23 protein-coding genes, 1 other RNA gene and 1 pseudogene are annotated in these 22,746 nt (G+C 69.7%); 15 read left to right on the top strand and 10 right to left on the bottom strand.

The genetic code is table 11. The annotated features are described in order from the left end of the window. Positions 1-28: 28 nt before the first annotated feature. From G5C66_RS14275 to G5C66_RS14265, 3 genes are all read left to right on the top strand, one after another. Complete coding sequence (locus G5C66_RS14275) at positions 29-724, top strand: SDR family NAD(P)-dependent oxidoreductase (protein ID WP_165111636.1); 696 nt, start codon at positions 29-31, stop codon at positions 722-724. 70 nt (positions 725-794) lie between these two features. Further along, complete coding sequence (locus G5C66_RS14270; protein WP_165111635.1) at positions 795-2,264, top strand: peptide MFS transporter; 1,470 nt, start codon at positions 795-797, stop codon at positions 2,262-2,264. A 61-nt stretch (positions 2,265-2,325) separates the two neighbouring features. Continuing rightward, positions 2,326-2,577, top strand: coding sequence for a hypothetical protein (locus G5C66_RS14265; RefSeq protein WP_165111634.1), 252 nt, complete (start codon positions 2,326-2,328; stop codon positions 2,575-2,577). 17 nt (positions 2,578-2,594) lie between these two features. Here the strand turns inward: G5C66_RS14265 and G5C66_RS14260 are convergent, their stop codons facing one another. Further along, positions 2,595-3,593 carry a trypsin-like peptidase domain-containing protein gene (locus G5C66_RS14260; RefSeq protein ID WP_165111633.1) on the bottom strand — a complete coding sequence of 333 codons (999 nt, stop codon included), beginning with the start codon at positions 3,591-3,593 and terminating at the stop codon, positions 2,595-2,597. A 99-nt stretch (positions 3,594-3,692) separates the two neighbouring features. On the opposite strand from G5C66_RS14260, the pseudogene G5C66_RS26035 reads away from it, so the two are divergent. Beyond that, positions 3,693-4,208: pseudogene (locus tag G5C66_RS26035) on the top strand (class I SAM-dependent methyltransferase); the annotation flags it as partial. A 185-nt stretch (positions 4,209-4,393) separates the two neighbouring features. Here the strand turns inward: G5C66_RS26035 and rnpB are convergent. Both rnpB and G5C66_RS14245 read right to left on the bottom strand, forming a co-directional pair. Beyond that, an RNA gene (gene rnpB / locus G5C66_RS14250) (RNase P RNA component class A) lies at positions 4,394-4,743 on the bottom strand. A 15-nt stretch (positions 4,744-4,758) separates the two neighbouring features. Further along, a complete protein-coding gene (locus G5C66_RS14245; RefSeq protein ID WP_165111632.1) occupies positions 4,759-4,950 on the bottom strand; it encodes a DUF1918 domain-containing protein in 192 nt (63 codons plus the stop codon). An 88-nt stretch (positions 4,951-5,038) separates the two neighbouring features. On the opposite strand from G5C66_RS14245, the gene G5C66_RS14240 reads away from it, so the two are divergent. Both G5C66_RS14240 and G5C66_RS14235 read left to right on the top strand, forming a co-directional pair. Then, entirely contained in the window at positions 5,039-5,461 is a 423-nt protein-coding gene (locus G5C66_RS14240; protein ID WP_206444118.1) for a tetratricopeptide repeat protein, read from the top strand. Between the two features lie 41 nt (positions 5,462-5,502). Beyond that, positions 5,503-5,814, top strand: coding sequence for a 4a-hydroxytetrahydrobiopterin dehydratase (locus G5C66_RS14235; protein ID WP_165111630.1), 312 nt, complete (start codon positions 5,503-5,505; stop codon positions 5,812-5,814). 6 nt (positions 5,815-5,820) lie between these two features. On the opposite strand, the gene G5C66_RS14230 is transcribed toward G5C66_RS14235, so the two are convergent. From G5C66_RS14230 to G5C66_RS14220, 3 genes are read right to left on the bottom strand one after another with little or no spacing between them, the layout of a single operon-like run. Further along, on the bottom strand, positions 5,821-6,564 hold the full coding sequence (locus G5C66_RS14230; protein ID WP_165111629.1) for a transglutaminase family protein: 744 nt from the start codon (positions 6,562-6,564) through the stop codon (positions 5,821-5,823). Positions 6,565-6,578: 14 nt separating this feature from the next. Further along, positions 6,579-7,508 carry an alpha-E domain-containing protein gene (locus tag G5C66_RS14225; RefSeq protein WP_165111628.1) on the bottom strand — a complete coding sequence of 310 codons (930 nt, stop codon included), beginning with the start codon at positions 7,506-7,508 and terminating at the stop codon, positions 6,579-6,581. Continuing rightward, complete coding sequence (locus tag G5C66_RS14220; RefSeq protein ID WP_165111627.1) at positions 7,508-8,998, bottom strand: circularly permuted type 2 ATP-grasp protein; 1,491 nt, start codon at positions 8,996-8,998, stop codon at positions 7,508-7,510. The genes G5C66_RS14225 and G5C66_RS14220 overlap by 1 nt, the downstream gene beginning before the upstream one ends. 75 nt (positions 8,999-9,073) lie before the next feature. Between G5C66_RS14220 and G5C66_RS14215 the strand changes: the two genes are divergently transcribed. Next, positions 9,074-9,283 carry a hypothetical protein gene (locus G5C66_RS14215; protein WP_165111626.1) on the top strand — a complete coding sequence of 70 codons (210 nt, stop codon included), beginning with the start codon at positions 9,074-9,076 and terminating at the stop codon, positions 9,281-9,283. A gap of 3 nt (positions 9,284-9,286) precedes the next feature. On the opposite strand, the gene G5C66_RS14210 is transcribed toward G5C66_RS14215, so the two are convergent. Continuing rightward, positions 9,287-10,504, bottom strand: coding sequence for a PQQ-dependent sugar dehydrogenase (locus G5C66_RS14210; protein ID WP_206444117.1), 1,218 nt, complete (start codon positions 10,502-10,504; stop codon positions 9,287-9,289). A 43-nt stretch (positions 10,505-10,547) separates the two neighbouring features. Between G5C66_RS14210 and G5C66_RS14205 the strand changes: the two genes are divergently transcribed. Both G5C66_RS14205 and G5C66_RS14200 read left to right on the top strand, forming a co-directional pair. Continuing rightward, positions 10,548-11,204 (top strand): ion channel, encoded by a 657-nt coding sequence (locus G5C66_RS14205; protein ID WP_165111625.1) that lies wholly within the window; start codon positions 10,548-10,550, stop codon positions 11,202-11,204. Between the two features lie 86 nt (positions 11,205-11,290). Beyond that, entirely contained in the window at positions 11,291-12,226 is a 936-nt protein-coding gene (locus G5C66_RS14200) for a hypothetical protein (RefSeq protein ID WP_165111624.1), read from the top strand. A gap of 21 nt (positions 12,227-12,247) precedes the next feature. Here G5C66_RS14200 and panB read toward each other — a convergent pair whose 3' ends face one another. Both panB and G5C66_RS14190 read right to left on the bottom strand, forming a co-directional pair. After that, positions 12,248-13,120 carry a 3-methyl-2-oxobutanoate hydroxymethyltransferase gene (gene panB / locus G5C66_RS14195; RefSeq protein WP_206444116.1) on the bottom strand — a complete coding sequence of 291 codons (873 nt, stop codon included), beginning with the start codon at positions 13,118-13,120 and terminating at the stop codon, positions 12,248-12,250. A gap of 95 nt (positions 13,121-13,215) precedes the next feature. Continuing rightward, positions 13,216-13,752 (bottom strand): GNAT family N-acetyltransferase, encoded by a 537-nt coding sequence (locus tag G5C66_RS14190; RefSeq protein WP_165111622.1) that lies wholly within the window; start codon positions 13,750-13,752, stop codon positions 13,216-13,218. Between the two features lie 177 nt (positions 13,753-13,929). On the opposite strand from G5C66_RS14190, the gene G5C66_RS14185 reads away from it, so the two are divergent. The 4 genes from G5C66_RS14185 (at position 13,930) to G5C66_RS14170 (ending at position 18,588) form a co-directional block, all read left to right on the top strand. Beyond that, positions 13,930-14,994: a 3-keto-disaccharide hydrolase gene (locus G5C66_RS14185; RefSeq protein WP_165111621.1), complete on the top strand. Its 1,065-nt coding sequence runs from the start codon at positions 13,930-13,932 to the stop codon at positions 14,992-14,994. A gap of 65 nt (positions 14,995-15,059) precedes the next feature. After that, the gene (locus G5C66_RS14180; RefSeq protein ID WP_165111620.1) at positions 15,060-17,084 is read left to right on the top strand and encodes an NAD(+) synthase; all 2,025 of its coding nucleotides are present in this window, start codon (positions 15,060-15,062) and stop codon (positions 17,082-17,084) included. Between the two features lie 43 nt (positions 17,085-17,127). Then, positions 17,128-17,922, top strand: coding sequence for a MerR family transcriptional regulator (locus tag G5C66_RS14175; protein WP_165111619.1), 795 nt, complete (start codon positions 17,128-17,130; stop codon positions 17,920-17,922). A gap of 51 nt (positions 17,923-17,973) precedes the next feature. After that, positions 17,974-18,588: a maleylpyruvate isomerase family mycothiol-dependent enzyme gene (locus G5C66_RS14170; RefSeq protein WP_165111618.1), complete on the top strand. Its 615-nt coding sequence runs from the start codon at positions 17,974-17,976 to the stop codon at positions 18,586-18,588. Between the two features lies 1 nt (position 18,589). Here the strand turns inward: G5C66_RS14170 and G5C66_RS14165 are convergent, their stop codons facing one another. Next, positions 18,590-21,175, bottom strand: coding sequence for an alpha-glucuronidase family glycosyl hydrolase (locus G5C66_RS14165; RefSeq protein WP_165111617.1), 2,586 nt, complete (start codon positions 21,173-21,175; stop codon positions 18,590-18,592). Between the two features lie 163 nt (positions 21,176-21,338). Here G5C66_RS14165 and G5C66_RS14160 point away from each other — a divergent pair, with 163 nt between their 5' ends. Both G5C66_RS14160 and G5C66_RS14155 read left to right on the top strand, forming a co-directional pair. Continuing rightward, on the top strand, positions 21,339-21,974 hold the full coding sequence (locus G5C66_RS14160) for a SatD family protein (RefSeq protein ID WP_165111616.1): 636 nt from the start codon (positions 21,339-21,341) through the stop codon (positions 21,972-21,974). Next, positions 21,971-22,732 carry a hypothetical protein gene (locus G5C66_RS14155; protein WP_165111615.1) on the top strand — a complete coding sequence of 254 codons (762 nt, stop codon included), beginning with the start codon at positions 21,971-21,973 and terminating at the stop codon, positions 22,730-22,732. Before G5C66_RS14160 ends, G5C66_RS14155 begins: the two co-directional genes overlap by 4 nt. Positions 22,733-22,746 lie beyond the last annotated feature (14 nt).

Raw genomic sequence — 22,746 nt, 5'->3', positions numbered from 1 at the left:
GCCATCTGACGAAAGGGAAGAGACGCACATGACTGTCGCACTCATCACCGGCGCCAACAAGGGAATCGGCTTCGAGACCGCCCGCCAGCTCACCGAGGCCGGCTACGCCGTCTACCTCGGCGCACGCGACGCCGAGCGAGGAGAGAAGGCGGCCGCCGAGATCGGCGCGCGCTTCGTACATCTCGACGTCACCGACGACGCCTCGGTCAACGCCGCGCTGGCGACCGTCGAGGAGACCGAGGGGCGCCTCGACGTACTGGTGAACAACGCCGGCGTCCTCGTCGCCGACCCCCTCGACGGCCCGACCGCGCTGCGGGTCTTCGACGTCAACGCGGTCGGGATCGTCCGCGTCACCGAGGCCGCCCTGCCGCTGCTGCGCCGTGCGGAGAACCCGCGGGTGGTCAACGTGTCCAGCAGCCTCGGATCGTTCTGGGTCAACACCAACCCCGACCGGGTCGAGCACGGGATGTTCCTGCCGCTGTACGCCGCGTCCAAGGCCGCCGCCAGCATGCTGACGGTCCAGTACGCCAAGGCGTACGCCGACATCAGGTTCAACGCCGTCGAGCCCGGACCCACGGCCACCGACATGACCGCCGGCTTCGGCATCGACGACATCGCCGGGCCGCCCGCGGAGAGCGCGAAGATCGTCGTACGCCTCGCCACCCTGGACCTCGACGTCCCCACCGGGACGCTCCAGGACAAGGACGGCGAGCTCGCGTGGTAGTGGTCACATTCGGTGGTTATCGGCCGTTCACGATTTGGGCGGGGGAGCGGGGCCTTGTGAACCTGAAGTAATGACTCAACTGAAGAGTGAGACCACCGCCGGCGATCCCGGCGAGCGGTCTTTCCTGGGCCAACCACGCGTCCTGGCCAACCTGTTCGGTGTCGAGCTGTGGGAGCGGTTCAGCTTCTACGGCATGCAGGGCATCCTGGCGATCTACCTCTACTACTCCGCGGCCCAGGGCGGTCTCGGGATCAGCGAGACGGTCGCGCTCGGGATCGTCGGTGCGTACGGCGGCGCGGTCTACCTCTCGACCATCATCGCGGCCTGGATCGCCGACCGCCTGCTCGGCGCGGAGCGTACGCTCTTCTTCTCTGCCTGCCTGGTCGTCCTCGGCCACCTCGGCCTCGCCCTGATCCCCGGGATCGTCGGCGTCGGCGTCGGACTCGTCCTGATCGCGCTCGGCTCGGGCGGCGTGAAGGCCAACGCGTCCTCCCTGGTCGGCACCCTGTACGCCGCCGATGACGAGCGTCGCGACGCCGGCTTCTCCCTCTTCTACCTGGGCATCAATCTGGGCGCCCTGGTCGGCCCGCTGCTGACCGGCCTGCTGCAGAAGCAGTGGGGCTTCCACTTTGGCTTCGGGCTGGCCGCGGTCGGCATGATCCTCGGTCTGGTGCAGTACACGCTCGGCCGCCGGTCGCTCCCCGCCGCGAGCCGCGTCGTCCCCAACCCGCTCCCTGCCGCCGAACGCGGCCGCTGGATCGGGATCGCCGTCGCCGCGGTGGCGCTCATCGTCGTGCTCTGCCTGACCGGCGTCATCACCGCTCCGCGCCTGGCCAACATCGTGATCGGCATCAGCATCGTCGCCGCGATCGCGCTCTTCGCCGTCATCCTCTCCAGCCGCCTGATCTCCTCCGTCGAGCGCAGCCGGGTGTGGGCGATGGTCCCGCTCTTCATCGCCTCCGCGGTCTTCTGGTCGCTCTACCAGCAGCAGTTCACCGTCATGGTGGTCTACTCCGACCAGCGCCTGGACCGAGACATCCTCGGCTGGGAGATGCCGGTCTCCTGGGTCAACTCGATCAACCCGGTCTTCATCATCCTGCTCGCCGGCGTCTTCGCCGCCCTGTGGACCCGGCTCGGCTCGCGTCAGCCGTCGACCCCGGTGAAGTTCGCGATCGGCACCATCCTGATGGGCATCGCCTTCTGGGTGTTCCTGCTGATGCCGAACGGCTCGCACTCGGTGCCGCTGGTCGGCCTGGCGTTCATCCTGCTGCTCTTCACCCTCGCCGAGCTGCTGCTCTCCCCGGTCGGCCTCTCGCTGGCCACCAAGCTCGCCCCCGAGCGCTTCCAGACCCAGATGATGGCGCTGTTCTTCCTCTCGGTCGCGCTCGGCACCGCGATGTCCGGCCGCCTCGCCGAGTTCTACGACGTCTCGAACGACAGCGGCTTCTTCTGGTGGGTCGGCCTCGCCTCCGTCGTCGTCGGTGTCCTCCTGCTCGTCGGCAACAAGCCCATCCGGAAGCTGATGGCCGGCGTGCACTGACGGGCGATCACGGCCGCGTACGCGACGACGGGAGGTGGGCGCTCGGCGTAGCCTGGGTGTCATGAGCGACGACGACCTCTACGCCGAGATCCCGATCATTGATGAGCGGTCGCGGCACGCCCTCACCGTCGCCGAGAAGTGGATCGGGGAGGGCATCGAGGGCGTCGCGATCGGTGCCGCCGAGGACGGGGGACCGGCGGTGGTGGTCTACGCCGTCGACCCGACCTCGGATGCCGTGCGGTCCTTGCCGAAGGAGTGCGAAGGCCTCCCGGTGCGGGTGGAGACCGGAGACGCCTTCAGCGCCGAGGACTGAGACGCCTCCGGGACCGATCACGGCCAGACGCGCACCTGCAGCGAGAGCTGGACCATCGCGATCGGGTTGAGGATCGTCGCCACGCTCGATCCCGCGAAGAGCAGCCCGACCGGGTTGTTCTGCAGGTCCAGCACGATGGAACCGGAGTCGCCTCCGGCCGACATGTTGGTCGTGATGATCTGGTTGCAGAACTTCGCGACCTTGCCGCCGCCGTAGTTGACGTTGACAGTCGCCGCGACGGCGGTGACCCGGCCGGTGGTGAAGTTCGTCGTACGGCCGGACTTCTTGAGGAGCATCCCGACGGTCGCTGCCTTGGCCGCGGTGGCCGGGTAGCCGTTCCAGTAGATGTCGCGGTCGATCAGGTGGAACGGCACCTCCGCGACCGCGGCGTCCACGTAGTTGCAGGTCCCGTCGAACCGGATCGGCACGAACCGGGCCAGCCGGCCGATGACGTCCGCCGGTGCCGTACCTCCGTCGAACGGCCCCGGCTGCAGGATCGGGTCGCCGATGCTCGCGTCGTTGGAGTTCGCGAGGACGTGGTTGTTGCTGAGGATGTAGTAGCGCGGCGGGATCCCCGGCGCGGACCTCAGGTCGTACGCGCCGGCGCCGATCGTTCCCGCGGTAATCTTGTAGTGCCCGACGCTGAACCCTGGCCGGGCCGGACGGATCCGGGTCGCCAGCGTCTGGGCGTCGACCTCCTGGGTCTCCATGAGCTGCTGGCTGCCGCCGGCGAACAGGTGCCCGACCTCGAGGACATCGGTCGGCTTGCCGTCGACCGTCTCCGGGACCGTGTCCGCGCTGCCGACCAGCTCGGCCGGCATCTTCTGGCTGACCAGCACCATCAGGCTCGGCGTCTCCGTCTGCTCGCCATTGGTGATCTTGAGGCCGACCCCGACGCCGACCACGTTGTCCAGGCCGAGCAGCTCCTCCTCGGCCGATGCCCTCGACTCGGCGACCGGCGCGAGCTCCTCGGGCACGGCCTCCGACTGTGCCATGAACAGATCTTCGTTGTTCATGTTCTCCCCCTGCTGACTCCGGGTTCCGGACCCTCCGGAACGACGACCGGAGCCTCACTGGGAAGAGCGGGGACGGACCCGCGCTGATACGCCCGGGGCATGCCACGAGTTGGGTATGTTCTGCCTGGTCAGGTGTGGGACCCTGGGGTCGTGAGGATTCCTCTCCCGGACGCCGCGCTCCGCATGCTCAGCCGCCAGCTCGGTGGGCCGACAGGACCGGTCGGTGCTCTGGTCGCGCGCATGCTCAACAAGGGCAACCGCCCCGCCATCGCAGCGGCCGTCGAGGCGCTCGACCTGCAGGGTGACGAGACCGTCGCCGACATCGGCTTCGGTGGCGGCGTCGGGCTCGAGCTGCTTCTCGCCGCCGCCCCGAACGGCCAGGTGCACGGAGTCGAGCCGTCCAGCGACATGCTCGCACGTGCCAGGCGCGGGTTCAGCGAGGCGGTGGCCTCCGGACGGCTCGTCCTCCATCAGGCGTCGATGTCGTCGCTCCCCGTCGCCGATGCGGCTCTCGACGGCTGGATCAGCCTCAACACGATCTACTTCATCGCCGACGTGGAGCCCGCCTTCGCCGAGCTGGCACGCGTGCTCGCCCCCGATGGCCGCGGGGTGATCGGCATCGCCGACCCCGACTGGATGGCCTCACAGCCCTTCATCAAGGACAACTTCACGCTGCGCCCGGTCACCGACGTCGTCGGCGCGCTCCAGCAGGCGGGCCTCGCGGTCGAGCGGCGTGAGCTGAGCCGCCACGGGATCACGTACAACCTCCTGGTCTGCACACGCCGACCAGGCCAGGAGAGCGAACGGGCTGGCCTGTAAGCCGGGTTCTGTGATCGGCGACCATCCATCTCGGACCATCGTTGCCGATGGCCTCTAGCAACCTACCCGCGCACTCGGACGGACCGCCCTCAAACGTACGCTGTCTGGTCTTGCTCCGGGTGGGGTTTACCTAGCTCCTCGTGTCACCACGAGGACTGGTGGGCTCTTACCCCACCGTTTCACCCTTACCGCTACCTGGAGGGTAGAGGCGGTCTGTTCTCTGTGGCACTGTCCCGCGGGTCACCCCGGGTGGCCGTTAGCCACCACCCTGTCCTGTGGAGCCCGGACTTTCCTCGACGTATCTCTACGACGCGATCGCCCGGCCAGCCCGTCCGCACGTAAAAGTCTAGTGCGAGGCGGGCTCGATGTGGGCATCCGGACCGGGGAAGACCAGGGACTCGTGGTCGCTGTCGCTCCACCGTACGAGGTAGGGCGGGGTGCCGTCGGGGTGGCTGACCTCGATGATCTCGGCCTCCCGGACGTGGTCGCCGACGTGCTGTCCCATGACGACGAGGTGGTCACCGACTGATGCGTGCATGCGCGTTCACCTCCTAACCGTCACCATGGTGCTCCCATCGCGGGCGCGGATGGAATACCGTGGCGGGGTATCACGTTCGGAGGGTGTGATGACGGAGAACGAGTTCGAGTACGTGGCCCCGGCGATCGTCTTCCCGGGCCAGACCGCCCACGAGGCCGCCTACCGCACGGCCCACGACCTGCTCTCGCGGCGCTTCCCGGTGGAGGCGCTGGAGATCCTCGAGCCGGCGCTCGCCGACGACCCCGACAACATCGGGCTGCGGAGCATGCGCGCGTGGGCCTACATGCTCCGGGCTCAGCTCGCCAAGGCGGAGACGGAGCTGCGCTGGCTCGTCGAGCGCGACCCCAGCGACGCCTGGAGCCAGCACTCCCTCGGTCGCGTGCTCGAGCGCCAGGACCGTCTCGAGGAGGCCCTCGGCCCGCTGCGCCTGGCGGCCGTGATGAGCGACGACTACGACCACCACGCAGCCGTCTACCGCGTACGCAACCGGCTGGCCGAGCGCGAAGGGTGACCCGGGTGACGGGACGACCACGGCGATGGCAGGGTGGAGGCATGGAACCTGACACCACGACCCTCACCGCCGAGCAGGTCGCCCAGGAGGAGCTGCCGGGCTGGACCTTCGACGCCTCCGGCGACGCCGACAGCATCGTCGCCCGGGTGGAGACCGGTGACTTCGTCACCGGTCTCTCGCTGGTCAACGCGATCGGGGCGAAGGCCGAGGAGGCCAACCACCACCCCGACATCGATCTGCGCTACCCCTACGTCGAGATCCGGCTCACCAGCCACGACGCCGGCGGCGTCACCAGCCGTGACATCGCGCTGGCGAAGGTGATCAACGCGCTCTCGGCCGAGTCCTCGCTCTGAGTTCGACTAGGAGAGGCGCGTCATCTCGACGCTGACCTCGACAGCCGGCTCCGCGGGGCCGGAGTAGATCCCGCCCAGCGCCCTGACGTCGGTGTGGTCGCGACCCGTGGCCACACCGACGTACGTGTCGCCGGGCTCGGTGCCGGTGGCCGGGTCGATGCCGTGCCACCCGTTGTCCCACCACTCCACCCAGGAGTGTGCGCCGCCGGGGTAGACGTAGCCGGAGACGTAGCGAGCCGGGATCCCGACCGTACGCAGCGCCCCCAGCAGCCGGTGAGCGGCGTCGGAGGACGCGGCGTCGGCGACCGCGCGGCCGATCTCGAACGCCGCCTCGCCCGGAAGCCCGGCTTCGGCCGCGATGGCCTTGGCCCGGGCCTCGAGCTCCTCGCCCGGCGTCACGTGCTCGGGCAGCCCGAGGAACTCGACGTACCGGTCCGCGACCCCGGGCAGCGCGGCCTCCTCCCAGGTGAGCACGGGCGCCGGCCCGGGCTCACGGGAGACCTGGACGGTGCTGGTCGCGGAGACCTTCAGCGCCCGGTGCGCATCGAGCACCTCGATCGCGGTGACCTCGTTGCCGAAGTAGTCCTTGTACTCGTACGTCCACGGCTTCGGCGAGACGTCGAGCCGGTGGTGGACCAGGATCTGATTGGGCGTGGTCAGGGGAGTCAGCCGCGCCTGGTTGTAGGAGGCGACCGCCGGGCCGTCGTAGCTGAACGTCGTGGTGTGCACGATGCGGAACTGCATGCTCATCTCGATCAGACTCCTCAGACCGGCTGCCACGCCAGCGCCTCGGCACCGGAGAAGTAGCGTTTCGTGACCGCCTCGGTGGCCTCGGCGCAAGTGACCTGGAGCCGCTCCATCTCGGCGGGCAGGTCCGCCAGCAGATCGTGGAGCGAGCGGTATTCCAGCGACGCCCGCATCCGGCCGATCAGCCGGTGGGCCTCGTCGGAGAAGCCGGCCCGCCTGGTCGTGCCCTCCAGCGTGTCCAGCGCCCCCTCGGCCCGCTGCAGCGCGTGCACCACCGAGCGCGGGAAGATCCGGTCCAGCAGCAGGAACTCCGCGGCCGCCTGCTCGGTCTCGACCCCTCGGTTGACCCGCAGGAACGCGTCGTACGCACCGCAGGCACGCAGCGTCGAGTTCCACTGCGACGCGCCGCTGGCGCTCGTCAACGAGGTGGTCGCGACCAGGCGCGAGGTCATGTCGGCGCGCTCGACGTAGCGCCCCAGCATCAGGAACTGCCAGGACTCGTCACGCATCATCGTGGCGTCGGCGGTGCCGTTGATCTGGGCCACCCGGTCGCGCACCCAGCCGAAGATGAACGGTGCCCGCATGTGCTTGAACTGGCCGGCCGGGATCGCCCGGTAGGTGGTGTTGAGCGCCTCCCAGAGCGGCACCGAGAGCGTCTCCCGTGCGCCCCTGGCCGCCTCCCGGGCCGCCCCCAGCGCATAGGCCATCGAGGTCGGTGCGGTGGTGTCGTACGCCAGCATGTCCAGGGTCTGCGGCAGGCCGACCTCCTCGGTCGGAGGGATCTCGACGCCCATCACCGCGAGCAGCGAACGGCAGGCCGTCTCCTCGTCGGTGGCGGCGTCCTCGAGGATGTGCTGGGTCTGTACGTCGAGGATCCGCGCGGTGTCCTCGGCACGCTCCACGTAGCGACCGATCCAGAACATCGACTCGGCGATGCGACTCAGCATCACGCAACCCCCTGCGCTTGTGACTGACCCTGACCCCGGCCACCCGGACGGGTCGACGTCGGTCCGGCGAGCACCCAGGTGTCCTTCGAGCCGCCGCCACGGGAGCTGTTCACGATCAGCTCGCCTTCGGCGAGCGCCACCCGAGTCAGGCCACCGGGAAGAACCCAGACCTTGTCGCCATCATTGACCGCGAACGGCCTCAGGTCCACATGCCGCGCTCCGAGATGTCCATCGATGAAGGTCGGGACCGTCGAGAGCTGCACCACCGGCTGCGCGATCCAGGAGCGGGGGTCGTCCAGGATCTTGCCGCGCAGCGCGTCGAGCTCGCGCGCCGAGGCCGACGGCCCGATCACGATGCCCTTGCCGCCGGAGCCGTCGACGGGCTTGAGGACCAGCTCGTCGAGCCGGTCGAGGACCTCCTCGCGCGAGGACGCGTCGGCCATCCGCCAGGTGTCGACGTTCTTGATGATCGGATCCTCCGCCAGGTAGTAGCGGATGATGTCGGGCATGTAGGTGTAGACGAGCTTGTCGTCGGCGACCCCGTTGCCGACCGCGTTGGCCAGCGTCACGTTACCCATCCGGGCGGCGTCGATCAGGCCCACGCAGCCGAGCATCGAGTCGGGCCGGAAGTGCACCGGATCGAGGAACTCGTCGTCGATGCGCCGGTAGATCACGTGGACCGGGGCCAGCCCCTTGGTCGTACGCATCAGCACCTGCCCGTTGCGGCAGACCAGGTCGCGCCCCTCGACGAGCTCGACCCCCATCGTCCGGGCGAGCAGCGCGTGCTCGAAGTAGGCGCCGTTGTAGACGCCGGGGGTCAGGACGACCACGGTCGGGTCGGCGACGCCGGCGGGCGCGGCCGCCCGCAGCGCCGCGAGGAGCTTCTGCGGGTAGTTGGCCACCGGCCGGATCCGGTGCTCGGCGATGGTCTCCGGGAGTGCGGCCGAGATCGCGCGACGGTTGGTCATCACGTACGAGACGCCCGAGGGGACCCGCACGTTGTCCTCCAGCACGCGGAACTCGCCGGCGTTGTCACGGACCAGGTCGATGCCGGAGACCTGGACGCGTACGCCGTTGGGCGGGTGCACGCCCGCGGCGGCTCGGTGGTAGTGGCTGGAGGTGGTGATCACCTCGCGCGGGATCACCCCGTCGTCGAAGACCTTGCCCTCGTCGTAGACGTCGGCGAGGAAGAGCTCCAGCGCCTTGACCCGCTGCTGGACGCCCTTGTCGATCGTCGTCCAGGTGTCGCGCTCGATGACCCGCGGCACGATGTCGAGCGGGAAGGCGCGCTCCTCGCCGCCGATGTCGAAGGTGACGCCCTGGTCGAGATAGCTGGCCTGCATCGCCTCGACGCGACTGATCAGCTCCGACGCGCTGAGCCGGCGCAGGGAGTCGCCGAGCCGTTGGTACGGAGGCCGGAGCTCGCTGCCGACGAACATCTCGTCAAAGGCCGGATCCCGAGTCTCGTAGGCGTCGAACATCTGGCTCATGCTGGCAACCTACTGAAATCCGTGTAACAGCGCTGTTGCCCACGCGAACATCTTGCACAACGGTAGGTTGGCGGCATGAGCGACGAGCACGCGGGCGAGTACTACTACTGCCTCAAGCACAAGACCGTCGAGCCGTACGAGGGCTGCAAGGCCAAGGACCGTCTCGGCCCCTACGCCTCCCACGCCGAAGCCTCCTTGGCCCTGCAGAAGGTCCAGGAGAACAACGAGCGCTGGGACAAGGAGGACAAGGCCTGGGAGGGCGACGCCGGCACCGAGGACCGATGATCCTCAGCGCGGGGTGACCCGGAGCAGGACGTCCTCGCCGCCGCCGTTGTCGGTGGTGACGAGGAGGTCCCCGTCGGCGGCCGGCGAGACCGTACGCAGCCGCCCGTGCTCGTGCAGGGCCTCGGGAGAGCTGTCGTCGGTGAGCTTCCCGGCCTCGTCGAAGGAGAGGATCCGCAGCTCCTGATCCTTGAGCACGGCGACGGCGAGCGCCCCGCCGTAGGCACCCCACCTCTCCTGGACCGGGATGAAGGTGCCGCCGCCGGTGGCCACGGTCGGGTTGCCGGAGTCCCAGGCCGCCTCGACCTGCTTGCCAGGCAGGTTCTGGTCGGTCATCGGCACCGACTCGTCGTAGCCGGAGCCCGGGTTCCAGCCGTAGTCACCGCCCAGCGTGATCTCGTTGACCTCGTCGTCGCGGTCGGAGCCGTGCTCGATCGACCAGATGGTGCCGTCGGCCCGCTGCGCCAGCCCCTGCACGTTGCGGTGGCCGAAGCTGGTGATGAACCGGCGCGGTCCTTCGTCACCCGCCCATGGGTTGCCCGGCCAGGGCTCGCCGGTCTCCGGGTCGAGCCGGAGCGTCTTCCCGCCCAGCGAGTCGAGGCTGCGCGGGTTCTCCGCGGTCGCGGCGTCGCCGGTGCCGACCCACAGCGCTCCGTCCGCGCTGATCAGCAGCCGGCAGCCACCGTGCCGCCCGGAGCTGGTGGGGAAGCCGTCGATCAGGGTCCGCTCCTGGGTGGCCCTGGTCAGACCGGCGTCGAGGGTCCAGGAGATGACGCGTACGTCCTGGCCGTCGTTCCACCCCTGACAGGTGTAGATGCGGCGGTTCTCCGCGAAGCCCGGGTCGATCTCGAGGCCCATCAGGCCGGTCTCGCCGGAGACCCAGATGTCGTGGTCCTCGAGCGGGATCTCCCGCCGCTCGCCGCCTTCGACCAGCGACAGCACCGCCCGGTCGCGCTCGGTGACCAGGAACCGGTCCTCGCCGATGTCGGCGATGTCCCACGGGTGGTCGAGCCCGTCGCCCACCACCTGGACGTCGAGCGTGGGCACCCGGTCGGAGGTCGGCAGCACCGCAGCGGGGGTGGACGAGGAGGGGCTCGCGGGAGCACTGGCCGAACCCGACGGGTTCAGCGGCGGCGGGGTGGTGGCCGGAGAGGACTCTCCGGTGCAGGCGGCGGTCGAGAGCCCGAGAGCGACCACGGAGGCGAGGGCGATGGCTGCGCGCATGGTGTCGACGCTACTGGCCCATGGGGCCCTAGGGTGGGCGGTTGTGACGAACGTGATCAGGGCGATGCGTGACCACCCCTCCGCCGTACTGCTGCTCGGCCAGCTCGTGGCGGTCCTGGCCTACCCGTTCCTGGACGGCTCCACGGCCGGCCGCGCGGGGCTCGGCGTGCTCCAGCTGCTGCTCCTGCTCGCGGCCGTCGCGGCCGTACGTCTCACCCCGGCCTTCTCCTGGTTCGCCTGCATCTTCGGCGGTCCGGCGACGATCTTCGCGGTGTGGGAGTCGGTCGCGCCCACCGAGGGCTGGGTCGTGCTGACCTCGGCCTTCTTCCACGTCCCGTTCTATCTCTTCGTCTCCTACGCGATGATCCGCTATCTCTTCCACGACGACGTGGTGACCCGCGACGAGCTCTTCGCGACCGGCGCCGCGTTCACCGTCGTCGCCTGGGCCTTCGCCTACCTCTACGCCGCGGTGCAGGTGATCTGGCCCGGCTCGTTCGGCGACCACCGGCAGTGGTTCGACCTGCTCTACCTCTCCTTCACGACGCTGACCTCCGTCGGCCTCTCCGACATCGTCCCCGTGCTACCCCACGCCCGCTCGATCGTGATGATCGAGCAGGTCGCGGGGGTCTTCTACGTCGCCCTGGTCGTCGCCCGCCTGGTCGGCCTCGCGGCCGCCAGGGCTCGACGCAGCGACGTGTAGGCAGCGCCCAGGTCGCGAAGGGGAGTTATCCACAGCCATGCGTGATTGCGGTGGCGGCGGCGCCTGCGCCGAGGCACCGTGGGCGCATGCGGACGACCACGACGGGCCGAGCGCCGCGGCGGCGGAGCAGCCGCTGGGTGGCTCTGGCCCCTGGGGTGCGCCTACGGGCGGATCTCGGTGACGAGGATCCGGACTGGGCTCGGATGCGGGCCTGGGCCGAGCGCCTGCCGGACGGCACGATCTTCACCGGGTTGACCGCTGCGGCGGCGTACGGGCTCTGGTTGTCGCCGCTTCCTCCGGACCGTCCCGTGGAGATCTCGGTCCCGCGCGCGGTACGGGTGCGCCGGCCGCAGGTCGACGTCACCCGCCACCGGCTCCCTCCGCACAGTCACGGGATCGGCGGCGTACGGATCGCGACGGTGCCGGAGACTGTCCTCGCCGCGGCCGGTCGTCTCGGCCTGCTGGACCTGACCGTGCTCGTCGACGGTGTGCTCCATGAGCAGGGGTGCACGCGCGACGATCTCGACAATGTGGCGCGCGGTCGCCGCGGCGGCCCGCGGTTGCGCGAGGCGCTCGCGCTGGCCGACGCCAGGTCGGAGTCGCCGTGGGAGTCGTTGCTACGGCTCCTGCACGTGGCGTGCGGTGTGCCGGTCGAGCCTCAGGCGGAGGTGCGCGACGACACCGGTCGCTTCGTGGCGAGAGCGGATCTGCTGATCACTGGGACCAGGACGCTGCAGGAGTACGACGGAGCAGTGCACCGCGACCGTGGCCAGTACGCCCGGGACCGCCGCCGCGACTCCCGTCTCGCCGACGCGGGCTACGTCCGCCACGGGTACGTCGCACCGGACGTCAGGTTTCGTGCGGCGATGATCCTGCGCGAGGCCGACGAGGCGCTCGGCCGGACCTACGACCCGACCCGCCTGGACGCCTGGTACGCCCTGTGGCGCGGCTCGCTGTGGGAACAGGACCCGAGAAGTGGTCAAAATGGGCCCGGCGACGAGCCGGCGGACGGCCCAGATTGACCACTTCGTCGGAGAAGATCCTCAGAAGGTGTGCTCGGGGCCCGGGAAGGTCGAACCCTTGACGTCGGCGATGTAGGCCTCGGCGCCGTCGGAGAGGACCGACTTCACGTCGGCGTACTGCTTCACGAAGCGGGCCATCTTGCCGCTGCGCATGCCGAAGGCGTCCTGCCAGACCAGCACCTGGCCGTCGCAGTCGGGGCCGGCGCCGATCCCGATCGTGGGGATGTCGAGCTCCTTGGTGATCTGCGCGGCGACGTCACCGGGGACCATCTCCATGACCACCGCGAACGCACCGGCCTCCTGGACGGCCTTGGCGTCGTCGATGATCCGGTCGGAAGTGTCGCCGCGGCCCTGGACGCGGTAGCCACCGAGCACGTGCTCGGACTGCGGGGTGAAGCCGATGTGGGCGATGACCGGGATGCCGCCCTCGGTCAGCTTCTTGATCACCGGGGCCATCTCGGCGCCACCCTCGAGCTTCACGCAGTGGGCGCCGCCCTCCTTCATGAAGCGCACCGCGGTCAGGTAGCCCTGCTCGGGGGAGGCCTGGTAGGAGCCGAAGGGCAGGTCGCCGACGACCATCGCCCGCTTCGCGCTGCGCGAGACCGCGCGGGTCAGCGGCAGCAGCTCGTCCACGGTCACCGGAAGCGACGTCTCGTTGCCGAGGACGTTGTTGGAGGCGGAGTCACCGACGAGCAGCAGGTCGACCCCGGCCTCGTCGAAGATCTGGGCGGTGTACATGTCGTAGGAGGTGAGCATCGTGATCTTGTCGCCACGCTGCTTCATCTCGCGAAGATGATGCGTGCGCACCTTGCGTACGGACTTCGCAGGTGCGTTTCCTGCGGCACCGGAACCGTAAGGAGCGGTCTCCTCGGCAGAGGGGTTCGTGCTCATCATCGAGCCTTTCTGGTGTCATCTCGCAGCTCCCTGATGGAGTCCACGGACTGTGTCCAGCGTAGGCCGAGAAGGTGTCCTGCGCGCTGTGGTGGTGATCACAGCCGGTCGAACGGAGCGGCATAGCGGTAGGTGCCCCGAAGACCCGGTTCGTACGCCGCCAGCGGCCGTGCCTGGAAGTAGTCGCCCCACGCCGGATCGGGCGCCTCGATCCCGAGCGAGGAGGCCGGCACGAAGCCGAATCGCCCGTAGTAGTCCGGAGAGCCGAGCAGCACCACCACCGGCTCACCCATCGCGTCCGCGCCGCCCAGCACCGCATGCATCAGCGCCGACCCGATCCCGTCGCGCTGACGATCGGGGGAGACGCTCACCGGCCCGATGCCGAGCGCGGGCCGTCCCGCGAGCTCCCCGCGGGTCGCCACCACGTGGCCGACGACCTCGCCGTCCACCTCGGCGACCAGCGAGAGCTCCGGCACCCAGCCCGGGTCCTCGCGTAGCCACCCCACCAGCGTCGCCTCCCCGGGCGTGCCGTCGGGCTCGACCGGCGGGGCGGAGTGCTCCACCCCGGAGAAGGCGGCGGCCGTGACCGCGCGGATGGCGGCCACGTCCTCAGGACGTTCACGTCGGATCAGCACGGTCCGACGCTAGACCGAACGACAGCCCCGGCGCTCCTGGTTATCGAACGAGGCGAACTTTCGAAGATTACCCTCGAAAGTCGTTCGGGAATGGTTGAAAGTCGGCGTCGAGCGACACTAACATCCGACGTGACGCGCATCACATGCCCACTCGGCGTCCCGACGTTCGGAGTCTCGATGTCTCGCTTCCTGCCCTCACGCCACCCCCGGACCCGGCTCGCCATCGGGTCTGCCCTTCTCGGGATCACCGCCCTCTGCCTGGGCGGCCAGACCGGAGCAGCGGCGGCTCCCGACGAAGCTGCCGCGACGCTCGCGGCCTGTCCGGCACCCGACGCCCGCCCCACCGTGGTCTTCCTCGATCTCGACAGCGGCGTCGCCAACAGCACCCTGCGCTCCGGCTGCACCCTCAACGATGTCATCGACGACGAGCGGACCTGGCCGACCCACGGGGCCTTCGTGGCACACGTACGCTCCGTCACCACCGAGCTGGTCGCCACCGGCGAGGTGACGCAGGCCGACGCCAGCCGGCTGCAGTCCGCCGCGGCCCGCTCGCAGGTGGGAAAGGTCGAGGGTTACGACTGGCTCTTCGACGGCTCGGCCGGCTCCTTCGCCGACTGGGCGTACGCCGGCGACGGCGGGTTCGACCTGATGCCGGACGGCACCATCCGCAGCCGCGCCGGAGCCGGTGGTGGGTTCGGAACCTTGTGGTACCCGGCCCGGGAGTTCGGAGACTTCTCCCTCCGCCTGCAGTTCCGCGACGACGCGCCCGGCACGGCCCGCGGGAACAGTGGCGTCCAGGTGCGTTTCCCCGAGCTGTGGGGTCCGGTCGAGGGATGCCCGACCACGTTCAACGGCAGCGAGACCGGCAACCTCTCCTGGATCGCGGTCAACTGCGGCCACGAGATCCAGGTCAACGACTCGCCCGAGGGTGGCGGCAACGACCCCCGCAAGACCGGGTCGATCTACGGCTTCGCCGACCTCAACCTCGCTCAGGCGCGACCGACCCCGAAGGGCACCTGGAACGACCTCGAGATCCGCGTCGTCGGCCAGCATTACACCGTGATCCGCAACGGCGTCGTGATCAACGAGTTCGAGAACCTACCCGGACTGCCGTTCCCAGGACGCCCGAACGACCCCGACTCCAGCAGCCGGGGCCTGACGGGTCACGTCGGCGTCCAGGCGCACGGCAGCGCCCCGGACGTGGTGTCCTACCGCAACATCCGGATCCGCGAGCTCTCCTGAGGTCGTACGCGGTCGGCGGCGGGCATCGGGTGGCTGGGTAGCCGGTCGCGCCTAGACTCCGGGGTGTGGACTTCTACTCCGCCTACTCCCATGGCTTCGCGCGGGTCGCGGCGTGCACCATCCCGATCTCCGTCGCCGACCCGGCGGCCAACGCGCGTGAGGTGATCGCGCAGGCGCGCGAGTGCTCGGACGAGGGAGTCGCCGTCGCGGTCTTCCCCGAGCTGTGTCTCTCGGGCTACTCGATCGACGACCTCGTCCTGCAGCGTACGCTCCTCGACGCCGTCCACGCCGCGATCAGCGCGATCGTGGTGGCCTCCGAGGAACTGCTGCCGGTGATCGTCGTCGGCGCCCCGCTGCGCCACGGCGACCGGGTGCTCAACACCGCGGTCGTGATCCACGGCGGCGAGGTGCTCGGTGTGGTGCCCAAGACCTACCTGCCGACCTACCGCGAGTTCTACGAGAAGCGCTGGTACGGCACCGGCGACGGTGCCGACGGCACCATCATGCTCGGCGGCGAGGAGGTGCCGCTCAGCAATGAGTTGCTCTTCCGCTGCACCGACGTCAAGGATCTCGTCTTCCACGTCGAGATCTGCGAGGACATGTGGGTCCCGGTGCCGCCGAGTGCCAAGGGCGCGCTGGCCGGCGCGACCGTGCTGCTCAACCTCTCCGCCAGCCCGATCACGGTGGGCCGTTCCGACGCCCGGCGCCTCCTGGTGCAGTCGGCGAGCTCGCGGTGCATGGCGGCGTACGTCTACACGGCCGCCGGCCCCGGCGAGTCGACGACCGACCTGTCCTGGGACGGGCAGACGATGGTCTACGAGCTCGGCGACCTGTTGGGGGAGACCGAGCGGTTCCCGGACGGTCCGCGGCGCACCGTGGTCGACGTCGACCTGGAGCGGATCCGCGCGGAGCGGATCCGGCAGGGCACCTTCGACGACAACCGTCGCGCCGAGGGGACGTTCCACTCCGAGATCGAGTTCGAGCTCTCTCCGCCGCTCACCGGCGACGGGCTGCGGCGCAAGGTCGACCGGTTCCCCTTCGTCCCCGACGACCCCGAGAAGCTCGCGCTGGAGTGCTACGAGGCCTACAACATCCAGGTCTCCGGGCTCGAGAAGCGGCTGCAGTCGATCGGCCCGGACACGAAGATCGTCATCGGCGTCTCCGGTGGCCTCGACTCGACCCACGCGCTGATCGTCGCGGCCAAGGCGATGGAGCGGCTCGGCCGTCCGGCGAGCGACATCCTGGCGTTCACGATGCCCGGGTTCGCCACCTCCGAGGACACCAAGTCCAACGCGATCCACCTGATGGAGGCGCTCGGGACGACCTACGAGACCCTCGACATCCGCGCCACGGCGACCCAGATGCTCAAGGAGATCGGCCACCCGGCCGGCGACGGCGAGTCGGTCTACGACGTGACGTTCGAGAACGTCCAGGCTGGGCTGCGTACGGACTTCCTCTTCCGCATCGCCAACCAGCGTGGCGGCATCGTGCTCGGCACCGGCGACCTCTCCGAGCTCGCGCTCGGCTGGGCGACGTACGGCGTCGGCGACCAGATGTCGCACTACAACGTCAACGCCGGTGTGCCGAAGACCCTGATCCAGCACCTGATCCGCTGGGTGATCACCACCGAGCAGTTCGACGGCACCGCCGACGAGGTGCTCCAGGAGATCCTCGACCAGGAGATCTCGCCCGAGCTCGTGCCGGGGGAGGAGCTGCAGTCGACCGAGCAGAAGATCGGCCCGTACGCCCTGCAGGACTTCACCCTCTTCCACACCGTCCGCAACGGCTTCACGCCCTCGAAGATCGCCTTCCTGGCGTGGAACGCCTGGCACGACGTCGAGGCCGGCGAGTGGCCGCCGGGGTTCCCGGAGAAGAAGCGGACCGCCTACGAGATGAAGGAGATCCGGGCCTGGCTCGAGGTCTTCGTGAAGAGGTTCTTCGCCAACCAGTTCAAGCGGAGCGCCCTGCCCAACGGCCCCAAGGTCTCCAACGGCGGCACCATGTCGCCCCGCGGCGACTGGCGGATGCCCTCGGACGCCTCGCCCGCGGCCTGGCTCGCCGAGATCGAGGCGAGGGTCCCGGTCGAGTAGGGCTTGACCCTGACACGGTGTCAGACGGTGGGCTGATGGCGTCATGTTGAGTATCGGAGACTTCGCCCGCTTCGCCGGGGTGTCGGTGCGAATGCTGAGGCACTACGACGCCCTCGGCCTGCTCTCGCCGTCCCGGGTCGACCCGCACACTGGCTACCGGTTCTACGAGCCGGCGCTGCTGGCCCGGGCCGACGCCCTGGTCGCGTTCCGGTCGCTGGGCTTCTCGCTCGAGGAGGTCGGCGACCTGCTCGACGAGGGCCGTACGCCGGCCGAGCTCGCCGCGCTGCTGCACCGCCGCCGCGACGAGCTGCGCGCCCAGATCGAGGCCGACGGCCGTCGCCTCGGCGAGGTGGAGCGACGTCTCCGACTTCTGGAAGGAGATGCCATGTCCACCCTCACCTACACCGAGAAGCCGCTCGCGGCTCTCACCCTGACCCAGCTCACCGACCACGTCGACGAGACCGGCGAGGTCGGCGAGCGCGTCGGCCCGCTCTTCGACCGCGTCTACGGCGCGTTCGCGGCGGCCGGGATCGAGCCGTCCGGACCCGGGATCGGCTGGTACGACGCCGTCGGCGACGGGATGACGTTCGGTGCCGGCGCCGACCTCGGTGGCAAGGCCGTCGACGGCCTCGAGGTCGGGACCCTGCGGGCGTACGACCGGGCGGTCACCACGATCTACCGCGGCCCCATGACGGGCATCGGCGACGCCTGGCAGGAGCTGGCCCGCCACGTCACCGACGCGGGACTCGAGTTCGCGGGACCGTGCCGCGAGATCTACCTGGAGACGCCCGAGGACCAGGACGGCTGGGTCACCGAGCTCCAGCAGCCGGTGCGGTAGCGGGCGGTTATGCCGGGGCGAGGGACGCGGAGCCGCGGTAGCGTCCGGACCATGTCGTCCAAGAGCGCGATCTGGTCCGTGGTGCACGCCGAGCGTGAGGCGCTGATCCGCGACCTCGAGACCCTCGCCCCGGCACGCTGGACGACCCCGTCGCTGTGTGCCGGGTGGACCGTCCACGACGTGCTCGCCCACATGATCGACGTCGCCACGACCACCCGGCTGGGATTCGTACGCCGCATGATCGCCGCCCGCGGCGACTTCGACCGGGACAACCAGACCGGCGTCGACCGCGAGCGGGCCGACGACCCGGCCGAGACGCTGGCTGCGTACCGGCGGGTCGCGGGGCGGACGGCCACGCCGCCCGCCCCGCTCGCCACGCGTCTGGTCGAGGAGTTCGCGCACGGCGAGGACATCCGCCGGCCGCTGGGGATCGAGCGCGACTACCCGGTCGAGCACGTGGTGACCGCGCTGCGCTACCTTGCCGACACCTCACAGAAGTGGGGCGGCGGCAAGGAGCGTGCCCAGCGCGTACGTCTCGTTGCCACCGACGCCGACGCGGTGATCGGGACCGGTCCCGAGGTCCGTGGCACCGCGATCGCGCTCGTGCTCGCGCTGTCGGGCCGTCCGGTCGAGCCGGGCGAGCTCACCGGACCCGGGCGCTGGTGACTCACTCGAGATCGAAGACGTACCTCTTCAGCAGCGGGCCGAAGAAGCCCTCCGTCTCGACCTCGACGACCGCGCGCCCCGGGACCGACCCGGCCTGCTCGACGATGTCGTAGGTCGCCCGGGGATCCGCCGGGACGACCGCGGTGATCCTCGGCGAGGTCCCGTCCGGCACGTCGAGCGCGTACGCGTCCAGCGACAGGTCGAAGCCGTCATAGGTCTTCCCGCCGATCTCCACCGCGATGGAGGTCGGTCCGTCGTCGGTGGGCATCTCGCGGCCGGAGAAGGTCTGCCAGTAGGAGACGCACTCGTTGCGCCACATCTCGGCGTCGGCCTCGTGCTGGGCGAGCTTGGCCTTCACCTCACCGAACCGGCGGGCATCGATCGAGGGCTCGAGCGAGTCCCAGGTGCGGCGCATCCAGGTGACGTACTGGACGCCCATCTGGTAGCGGTAGACCAGCTCGTCCCAGAACGGCCGGCCGCTGTCCATCTCGTGGCCCCAGGGGACGTGGTGGAACCACATCAGCAGGTTCTCCGGGGTCGTCTCGATGTCGTCGAACCGCTCGGTCAGCGTCGGGAAATACTGGGCCGAGTAGCCGCTGCCGCTGGCCGAGCGGTCGTAGCCGAGCCCGACGGAGTCGGCCTGGTTGTAGTAGGTCGGGCTCCAGTCCGGGCGGGCGAGCGTCTCCTCCGGGCCCGGCTCGTAGTGGATGTCGGCGCCGAACTGGTGGCCGATGCCGAGCGGTGTCTGGTAGCTGACCACCGACTCCCACGAGCCCATCATCATCGCGACGATCTTGTTGACGGTCCGGCTGTCACCGCTCCAGGTCATCCGGGTCCAGTCCTCCGCGATCCCGCGCGAGTCCAGGGTCCAGTCCCACGCCATCCGTCCGAACGCGAACAGGTTGGACTGGGAGAAGTGGTGGCCGGTGAGGTTGTCGGCGTTGCCGAGGTTGCCGACGCCGACGATCGCGGTCCGCTCCTGGCCCTGGGCGGTGCCGTCGACGATGTGGCCGACCTTCCGCTTCGGCAGCAGCCGGCCCGACTCGTCGGTCGCGCCGGTGTCGGCGTGGAAGATCTCCTGCCACATCGGGCCGAGGTAGGCGAGCATCGTCGACTGGCCGGTGTACTCCTGCGTGATCTGCAGCTCGATGGCCTGGTTGGTGTTCTCCATCCGCCCGAACATCGGGTTGAACGGCTCACGCGCCTGGAAGTCCAGCGGTCCGTTCTTCGTCTGCAGGAAGACGTTGTCGGCGATCCGGCCGCGCGATCCGTCCGGCTGCACCTCGTCGTCGATCGGACCGAACTCGAGGTAGGCACGCTTCAGCCGGTCCTCGTCGACGTCGGCGTTGTAGACGAACGTACGCCACTTGATCTGCATCCCCAGCGGCTCGACGGCCGCGGCCATGCCGTTGGCGCCGTCGCCGTGGTCGAAGCCGAAGTCCTGCGGGCCGGGCTGGCCCTCGGAGTTGGCCTTCACGGTGAAGCCGGCGAAGTCCGGGATCGCCTTCTGGATCATGGTGGCCCTGCGGTTCCACCAGTCGCGGAACGGCGCCTTGGTCGGGTCGAGCTGATCGCGGGTGAGCGTGTCGGGTGCGAACCGCTGGTCGGTCGGGGCGTCGTAACGGATGGAGAGGGCGAGCTTGATCCCGTAGGGCCGCAGCGCGTCGGCCAGCGCCGCCTCCTGCTCGATGTACTCCGGGGTGATGTAGGTGTTCCGGGCGTTGACGTTGTTGATGTTGAAGCCGTTGATCCCGACCGACGCCAGCGCCCTGGCCACGGTGATGTAGCGGTCCAGGATCACCGGCAGGTTCCGGTCGGCGCTCTCGCCGGTCGCCGCGAAGTTGAAGATCGAGCCGTCCTCGCCGGCCAGCCCGCCGGTGTTCGGGCCCTTCGCGGTGTCCGCGTTGCCGGCGTAGAGCCGCTCGACGTCCCAGTTGTCGATCCAGCGGTCCTGCACCTTCGGCACCTCGACGTCGTCCAGCCGACTGATCGGTTCGCCGGTCTGCATCAGCCGGAGGAAGCCGAAGGTGCCGTAGAGCGCGGCCACCTCGGTGTTGGCGGCGACCACGGTGTGGCCACCGACCGACCGGATCAGATAGCCCTCGGACCCGAGACGATCGAGGTCGCGGGACGGGATCTCGCTGCGTACGACCTCCGACGACGTCGGGGTGCCGACCACGACCGCGCCGGGGGAGACCTCGTCAGCGACGGGGATGTCGGTGCCGAGCATGCTGCCGAGCCCGCGGGTCAGCTCTTCGCGGGCCGCCTCCAGGCTCGAGGTGACCAACTTCTCGGTGCCGCCGGGCTCCATGGCCAGATCGTCGGTGTGCCGGTGGACGGGGTTGGCGGTGGCGTTCTCGACGACGATCGAGCTCGCCAGCGGCCGGTACGCCGCCAGCAGCCGCTCGTCCTCGATGGGCCGGTAGCCCAGCCACATCTGTGAGCCGTCGTAGTCGTCGGGATAGGGACTGGAGCCGCCGGCCGCCTTCGCCGGGGCCGTCGAGGCGACCGCGAGCATGGTGAGAGCCAGGGCGAGAGCGGTGAGAAGTGCCAGCAGACGTGCCGGCCGGACGGGGAGTACGTGCATCGTCGCTCCGTAGGGGTTGGGGGACCTGTCGGACGAGTGTGACGAAGATCATACGAGTGAGCGGCCTGCTGTGAAGCCGTCAAAGGTTAAGTTCTCGCCTTTCGAAACCGATATCTAAAGCAGATACCTTAATCTGCGTGAAGTGAAGACATATGCTTCATATATGGAACCTGTAGCGACCGTCATCGGCGACCTCGTGGGCTCGCGCACCAAGTCCGACCGCGCGAAGGTCCACGAGGCGTTCGTCGCTGCCGTCGAGGAGATCAACCGGGAGTGGCAGCCGGTCACGCCGCTGCGGATCACGGTCGGCGACGAATACCAGGGTGCCTTCGAGGCCGTCGGCGCTGCGATCCAGGCGACGTTCCGGCTGCGGATCGCGCTCGACCCCGTCGTCGGCGTACGCCACGGCATCAGCTGGGGCGAGACGCGGGTGCTTCGCGACGACCCGAGGGTCGAGGACGGGCCGGGCTGGTGGTCCGCCCGCGCGGCGATCGAGGCGGCGGAGGATGCCGAGAACAAGGCGGCCTCGCGCAGCGTACGGACCTGGTATCAGCCCGTGGAGGGCGCGGGCGGTCCCGACGCGGCCGCGATCAACGCCGCGCTGATCGCGCGCGACGAGCTGTTCTCCCGACTGGATCGGTCCTCGGTGTCGGTGCTTTCTGGCATGCTCTCCGGCATGTCTCAGAAGGCGATGGCCGACGAGCTCGACATCACTCCCTCCGCGGTCTCCCAGCGGGTCCGCCGTGACGGCATCGCGGTGATCGTGCGTGCCGACGAGCTGTTGGGAGAGATCGGATGAGCTGGATAGCGCTGCTCCTGATCGGGGTCGGCACGGTCGACTTCGCCCACGCGATCCTCGACCCGCTCCGCCGGATCCGCTGGGTGCCCGAGGCGATCGGGGCCGTCGTCGTGATCGCCTTCGGTCTGCTCTCGGCGCTCTTCGGGGGCGACCTGGCGGCGGTGATCGTCATCGCCGGGATCACGGTGCTGTGGGGCTTCCTGGCCCACCAGCCCCAGGGATCGGCGGACAACCCGCGTCCTGGGCTCCCGCTGGCCCTGCTGGGCGGGACGATCTTCCTCGGCATCCTGCTGGCGCCGGTGGCCGGCGAGGTCGCCGGGCCGGTCGCGGCCTGGGCGGACGGCGCGCCGTGGGCCTGGGTCGAGGCGGCGCGTCCCGAGGTCGTGCTGCTCGCCTTCGGCGGCCTGCTGGTCCAGATCTCGACCGGCAACGTCGTGGTGCAGCTCGTCCTCGACGTCGCCAAGGTGGCCAACCCGCTCGACGGGGTCGACGGCAACAATCTCAAGGGCGGCAGGCTGCTCGGCCCGCTCGAGCGGCTGACCATCTTCGGCCTCGGCCTCACCGGCAGCATCGCCGCGGCGGGCCTGGTGGTCGCGGCCAAGGGGCTGATCCGCTGGCCGGAGCTGCAGTCCTTCCGCGGTGAGAACCGCGGCGACGGCGAGGGGCCGAGCATCAACGACGTGACCGAATACTTCCTGGTCGGCAGCTTCGTCTCCTGGATGACCTCGCTGGTGACCCTCGCCCTGGTCATCACCTGACCCGGGTCTAGATT

The sequence above is a fragment of the Nocardioides turkmenicus genome (assembly GCF_011045035.1).
GTDB classification, from domain to species: Bacteria; Actinomycetota; Actinomycetes; order Propionibacteriales; family Nocardioidaceae; genus Nocardioides; species Nocardioides turkmenicus.
The sequence above is the reverse complement of the archived record's forward strand: the minus strand, read 5'-3'. Positions and strand labels throughout refer to the sequence as shown.

Excerpts from the sequence above, each read along its gene's own strand:
- panB (WP_206444116.1), bottom strand. The coding sequence starts at position 13,120 with ATGATGAGCACGAACCCCTCTGCCGAGGAGACCGCTCCTTACGGTTCC.
- G5C66_RS14185 (WP_165111621.1), top strand. The coding sequence starts at position 13,930 with ATGTCTCGCTTCCTGCCCTCACGCCACCCCCGGACCCGGCTCGCCATC.
- G5C66_RS14220 (WP_165111627.1), bottom strand. The coding sequence starts at position 8,998 with ATGAGCCAGATGTTCGACGCCTACGAGACTCGGGATCCGGCCTTTGAC.
- G5C66_RS14225 (WP_165111628.1), bottom strand. The coding sequence starts at position 7,508 with ATGCTGAGTCGCATCGCCGAGTCGATGTTCTGGATCGGTCGCTACGTG.
- G5C66_RS14265 (WP_165111634.1), top strand. The coding sequence starts at position 2,326 with ATGAGCGACGACGACCTCTACGCCGAGATCCCGATCATTGATGAGCGG.
- G5C66_RS14235 (WP_165111630.1), top strand. The coding sequence starts at position 5,503 with ATGGAACCTGACACCACGACCCTCACCGCCGAGCAGGTCGCCCAGGAG.
- G5C66_RS14210 (WP_206444117.1), bottom strand. The coding sequence starts at position 10,504 with ATGCGCGCAGCCATCGCCCTCGCCTCCGTGGTCGCTCTCGGGCTCTCG.
- G5C66_RS14170 (WP_165111618.1), top strand. The coding sequence starts at position 17,974 with ATGTCGTCCAAGAGCGCGATCTGGTCCGTGGTGCACGCCGAGCGTGAG.
- G5C66_RS14165 (WP_165111617.1), bottom strand. The coding sequence starts at position 21,175 with ATGCACGTACTCCCCGTCCGGCCGGCACGTCTGCTGGCACTTCTCACC.
- G5C66_RS14230 (WP_165111629.1), bottom strand. The coding sequence starts at position 6,564 with ATGAGCATGCAGTTCCGCATCGTGCACACCACGACGTTCAGCTACGAC.
- G5C66_RS14270 (WP_165111635.1), top strand. The coding sequence starts at position 795 with ATGACTCAACTGAAGAGTGAGACCACCGCCGGCGATCCCGGCGAGCGG.
- G5C66_RS14215 (WP_165111626.1), top strand. The coding sequence starts at position 9,074 with ATGAGCGACGAGCACGCGGGCGAGTACTACTACTGCCTCAAGCACAAG.
- G5C66_RS14275 (WP_165111636.1), top strand. The coding sequence starts at position 29 with ATGACTGTCGCACTCATCACCGGCGCCAACAAGGGAATCGGCTTCGAG.
- G5C66_RS14260 (WP_165111633.1), bottom strand. The coding sequence starts at position 3,593 with ATGAACAACGAAGATCTGTTCATGGCACAGTCGGAGGCCGTGCCCGAG.
- G5C66_RS14245 (WP_165111632.1), bottom strand. The coding sequence starts at position 4,950 with ATGCACGCATCAGTCGGTGACCACCTCGTCGTCATGGGACAGCACGTC.
- G5C66_RS14155 (WP_165111615.1), top strand. The coding sequence starts at position 21,971 with ATGAGCTGGATAGCGCTGCTCCTGATCGGGGTCGGCACGGTCGACTTC.
- G5C66_RS14240 (WP_206444118.1), top strand. The coding sequence starts at position 5,039 with ATGACGGAGAACGAGTTCGAGTACGTGGCCCCGGCGATCGTCTTCCCG.
- G5C66_RS14175 (WP_165111619.1), top strand. The coding sequence starts at position 17,128 with ATGTTGAGTATCGGAGACTTCGCCCGCTTCGCCGGGGTGTCGGTGCGA.
- G5C66_RS14200 (WP_165111624.1), top strand. The coding sequence starts at position 11,291 with ATGCGGACGACCACGACGGGCCGAGCGCCGCGGCGGCGGAGCAGCCGC.
- G5C66_RS14160 (WP_165111616.1), top strand. The coding sequence starts at position 21,339 with ATGGAACCTGTAGCGACCGTCATCGGCGACCTCGTGGGCTCGCGCACC.